Origin of the sequence: uncultured Gimesia sp. (genome assembly GCF_937910335.1) — a bacterium.
Taxonomy (GTDB): Bacteria; Planctomycetota; Planctomycetia; order Planctomycetales; family Planctomycetaceae; genus Gimesia.
This window is the reverse complement of record NZ_CALEMX010000563.1, coordinates 1-5,073: the sequence shown is the minus strand read 5'-3', so window position 1 is coordinate 5,073 and position 5,073 is coordinate 1. Positions and strand designations below refer to the sequence as shown.

3 protein-coding genes are annotated in these 5,073 nt (G+C 54.4%); all 3 read right to left on the bottom strand.

What is annotated here, in order from left to right; translation table 11 throughout:
* Window positions 1-1,445 (bottom strand): sulfatase (locus tag Q0668_RS23125; protein ID WP_298868908.1); only part of this gene is annotated, 1,445 nt, incomplete at its 3' end.
* 125 nt (window positions 1,446-1,570) lie between these two features.
* Window positions 1,571-4,468, bottom strand: a complete 2,898-nt coding sequence (locus Q0668_RS23120; protein ID WP_298868907.1) for a DUF1588 domain-containing protein — start codon at window positions 4,466-4,468, stop codon at window positions 1,571-1,573.
* A 102-nt stretch (window positions 4,469-4,570) separates the two neighbouring features.
* A partial coding sequence (locus Q0668_RS23115) for a DUF1552 domain-containing protein (protein ID WP_298868906.1) occupies window positions 4,571-5,073 on the bottom strand: 503 nt, incomplete at its 5' end.

Sequence of the window (5,073 nt, the reverse complement as noted above, 5' to 3'; positions counted from 1 at the left end):
TCCGCAAGGTCGTTCTGTTCGCCGATATCCTCTTCGAGATCGAACAGTTGCACTGTACGTATTTCGTAGTATTCAAGTAGTTTGTATCGTCCCCAACGAATGGCTCCACCTGGACTCTGGAAGCCATGATTGCTGTAGTGAGGAAAGTGCCAATAGATCGGCCCACGATCATAGCCTTCGGCTTTCAGAGCAGGGACAAAACTTTGGCCGTCGAGATGTTGCTCAGGCACAGCGGGCAAGTTCAACATGTCCAGCAGGGTCGGGTAGTAATCCGTTCCCATGACGATCGCTTGTGAAGTCGAGTTCGGTTGGATTTCTCCGGGCCAGTGGACAATTAACGGCACTCGAATTCCGCCTTCGTAGTTCCAGCCTTTGGCCCCGCGCAGCGGTAGGTTCGAGCTTGCAAAATGCGAGTTCAGCATCTCTCGGGGATGATTGATGCCACGATACTGATTCGAGGCTGCCATACCGCCGTTGTCGGACGTGAAGATAATGATCGTGTTCTTTTCCAGGCCGAGTTCTTTTAGCTTCGCGCGGATTCGACCGAGACTTTCGTCCGTCGCCTCAACCATCGCAGCAAATTCGACGTTGTCTTGCTTCTGCTTCACCCACCACACGCGCTCGTTTTGGTGCAATGCGCTGTCGTCGTTTGCTTCCAGGGCTTTGAGTATTTCCTCCGAGATCGCGGGGCCGTCCGGGTTCGGTTCGAGGATGTAATCGGGGCCTTGCTGATGCGGCATCGTGGTAAGTTTCTGCTCGTACTTTAGAACCAGATCCTTGCGCCCCTGGATCGGGTCGTGGACAGAAAAGTGTTCAAGGTGCACGAAGAATGGCCGATCTTTGTTCCGTTGAATGAAATCAATGGCCGCATCGGTCAGCTTATCGGTGTAGTAGTCGCCTTCATTTGCAGGCAGCGATTCTGTATATGCTGGCGAGAACGGATGATAGTAGGATCGAACCCAGCCCGTGATGGCTTCATCAAAGCCGTAGGTCGTTGGGTCTTTGTTCAAATGTGCTTTGCCATAATTCGCGGTCGCATAGCCGTGCTGGTGCAATGTCTCTGCCAGTGTTTGCTCTTCATCAGGCAGAGCGGTGAGCTTTACTCCGTGATGCAACTTCTCATAATCGCGTTCAGGTCGCCCGCCCAGCCACTCGGTCAGATTCGTACGCGCCGGATACTTCCCAGTCAGGATACTCGCGCGACTCGGCGAGCAAACGTGGCATGTCGAGTAGGCATTCTCAAATAGCATGCCATCGCTTGCCAACTGGTCAATCGCCGGAGTTTCATAGAACTGGCTGCCGTAGCATCCCACGTCCCGCCAGCCAAGATCGTCGACAAGAAAGAAGATCACATTGTTTTTTCGCTGCGCGTGCGCCTCAGTGCAGGATATCGAATAAAGAAGTGCACAAAACGCAAGCATCAGGGAGTTTTTCCAGCTACTCATCGTTTGTATCTCAACAGTAAAAACTTTTTCAGATCTTCAATTGTGGATGCGCATTGCGAGAGAATTGTCTCAGTTAGGAATTGATTCATCAATGTTCCATCGCCGAGGGATCGGAAGGGCAGAGGTTACTGGAATGCGGGGCTCAGGATGACTTCACGGATCAGTGTGCGGAGCTTGTAGTCATCGTTGGTTGTCCGCTGAAGAATTGTGTCGACGACAAGAGTATCTCTGAGGTGCAGTTCCCGCCCAAGGGCAAAACGAAGGAGGTGAGCAGTGAATGCTTCGGCGAAACGCCGTTTTTCGTTCACCAGCGAGGCTTTGAACTCCACCACGTTGTCAAACTCATATTTTCGCAAGAGCATGCCGGTGACGTCGACGTCTCGGCCATTCTCGTATGTCTCTCGCCAGCGGCCGGTGATGTCGTAGTTCTCCAGGGCAAACCCGAGTGGATCGAGTTTGGAGTGACAGCCGGCACAGGACGGGTTCTGGCGATGTGCGGCGAACCGCTCTCGAATCGTGAGACCTTGATCGCCAGCCTCTTCATTCAGCGGGGGAACGTCATTAGGGGGTGGAGCAGGCGGGTCGTTGAGAATGACTTCCGTAATCCAGACACCCCGAGCAACGGGGTGCGTTCGCCTGGGACCAGATGTCATACTCGCCATCGCAGCGTTTGTGATAATTCCACCATAACGCAGATCGTCGAGTGCAACACGTCGAAATTCTCGGCCCCGCAACTGCCGACGTAGATCTTCTTCGTACTGCTTTCGTGCCGTCTCCCTTGCTTGTGTGAGGTCAATGTTTTCCGGTACGGAGGCTAGTTCCTCCTGGGTCTCCTGGATGCTCATCAGTAATCCCTCTCGCTGGCTTCGCTGCTCCTCTGTCATCGCCGCCACAAGCTCGGAGGTTAGAATGAAGTTCGCATCTCCCGCAGCGGCGGCAGCTGCTTCTTCGGCCGAGAGTGCGCGGTCATACAGTCGGGCCTGATCGATTCTGACCGAAAGAAACCTGTTGCCTCCGGGAGGTAGATGCCGCAACCCAAAGATGACCTTCGAGGCATCTTTAGGGAACGTGTCGCGCCCCTTGTTAAAGGACTCCCCGTAAGGCTGACCGTTGCGATAGAGCGTTGTCACGCCGTCCTCGGCGTAGACCATCAACAGGTGCAACGACTCATCGGTCACGGTCTCCTCAAAGGAGTCATCGAAGTCGAGAGTTCGTTTGAAGCCGTTGCTGCCGGAGATCCAGTGACGGTTCTTCCGTTCTCCAATCACAATGGTATCAAAGAAGTCCCCCTGTCCCTGGATGCCCATCAGGCCACCCCCGCGCTGATCGAGATTCGCGATGCGGAAGCGAACTTCGAGCGACTTCTCTCTTAAATCCACTGGCAGAGGTTCGCTGAGCAGGTACGATTTGTCGAGCAGTACCATCCCATCGGCATAGGAGACTTCTCCATGGGCGGTCAGATGCAAATCGCCAATCGCGTCTCGCAGATTGCCGTTGAACTCCCATGCGGCTAACGGTTTCAGTTCGAGCTGCGTCTCTACCCCTTTGCTGCCGCGTCTTACAGCCAGTATTTGCTCACGCACCGGCATCTCCAGCGTTTTCAACACCTCCTGGTGCATCTCGATCCTGGACCGCAACTCTCGACGACGCTCGGCGCGCTGTTCATTCTTGGCGACGATTGCCGCTTCATCGACTTGGGGAGACTGCAGTTCACTGTGATACCATGTCGTCAGAAACTCGCTCTGATAGCTGAACGAAGGTGAGATCAATTCGGTAACAGGCCGGTCTTCCACAAAAACGGCATCAAACAGTAGCAGTGGCTCCAGGACCATCTGCAAGCTCGCCGGTGTCTCCGGATCGAGAGAGAAGTACCGATTGATGGCCGGATCTGGTGTGGCCGCCATGAGGTTTTCCAGTTGCATCCACTGGGATGGGAAAGAATCGAGGAAGCGTTCGATCTTCGGGTCGACCAACATGCGGTCCACCGTACGGCGAAGATTCTCCGAATCTAGTAATTCACCACGTCCGGCGAGATCGAGCAATTCGTCATCGGGGCAACTTCCCCACAGAAAGTACGAGAGCCGCGAGCCGAGTGTCAGCTGACGACTCCGATCATCGTCGATCAATGACGACCGGTACAAAAACAGAGGAGACGAAAGTGCGGCAGCAGCGACTTTCTTCATGGCATCGGTAAACGGAACGCCGGCATCGAGTTGTGCATCCATATAGCTGGAGTAACGATCGATAGTCGCTTCATCGAGATGCCCGCGAAAGGCTCGGCGCAGAAACGGCTCAAGTCTCTTCCGCACGATCGCCGGCAGATCTTGCCCGTTGGCGGGAGACGCAAACAAATCATTCCATATTCCCACCGACTCGGCGTTGAAGTCGGGACTCTCAACAATCGACACACTCAGTTGTAAGAACGCATCGAGTAGCAGCGGTGAGAGTGTCAACTGATTGGCCTGATTGTCGAACCCATGCTCGGCTCGTAAGTCTTTGGGAAACGGCCGTACACCTTCGAGGCCGGGTAAGGGAGACAGCGCATTGCAGGCAACCTGGACTCGTTCCGGAAGTGTGTGCTGTTTGGCATCTCGCAGTGACGATTGGAGATAATTGTCGTGCCTGGTCATCAGCTTTTCCGGGAGGGCGAACACGTCTCGATTGAGCTGAAAAAGATCGCGGACTGTATTGTTGTACTGAAAGCGATTCAGTCGATTCAGTGGTTGCTGTGGGGGGGCGACATCCGCGGTTGCGTCGCGCAGAATCGTCTTCAGTATCGCGACGGCTGCGCCTCGCTGGGCGTCGTTCAGCGGCTCTTCCTCTTCGGGAGGCATGGCGCCGTTGTCGATGGCTTTGAGAACTCGCTGAATGTGTTCGGGACTGTCGAGCCACTTGGATCGCGTAGCCAGCTGCTCAAAGTTGATTCCCGCGTTGGCATCGGCATCACCATGGCAACCCACGCAATGATCATTGAGCAGTGGCAACAATCGCCCTTCGAAATCATCTGCACGAGCAGTCGCCATCACTGCATTCAGCACTATCAGGATCAGACAGTAGATTGGTTTCAATATGTCCTGCATAGATTCAGATACTCTACGGGTTGGCGAATTGAAGCTGCGATGTTCCTATGTCCAAAGATCAGAGATGACACCGGTACTGTCGGCATACGATTCCATCTCCAGCCCCATCAACTGAGCGTACGTCAGCCACAGATTGGAGTTGAACGTCCCGCTGGGGAGTTTGATGAGCCGCCCCTGTTTGATTTGATCCTGCCCCTTGCCGGCGACGATCACTGGCAAATCGAAATACTGGTGAGTTGCCCCGTCACCCAGACCGGCTCCGAACGAAATGACGGAGTTGTCGAGCATCGTACTGCCATCGGACTCCTGGATCTCTTTCATACGACGGATCAGATAGGCGTACTGCTCCATGTGAAAGATGTCGATCTTCTGCAGTTCTTTATAGCCGTCCCCTTTTTGATTGTGTGTCATGTTATGGTGCTGCACCGGCTTGTCGAACACCCCCTCGTACATCAGCGTGGCGTCCCAGCGTTCCGGGCCAAGCATGAAGGTGCAGACGTTGGTGATTCCCATTTGGAAGGCCAGTAGCATCAGGTCCATCTGCAACC

What these genes read in the sequence shown, in the direction of transcription:
- Q0668_RS23120 (WP_298868907.1), bottom strand. Translation starts at nt 4,468, where the DNA reads ATGGCGACTGCTCGTGCAGATGATTTCGAAGGGCGATTGTTGCCACTG.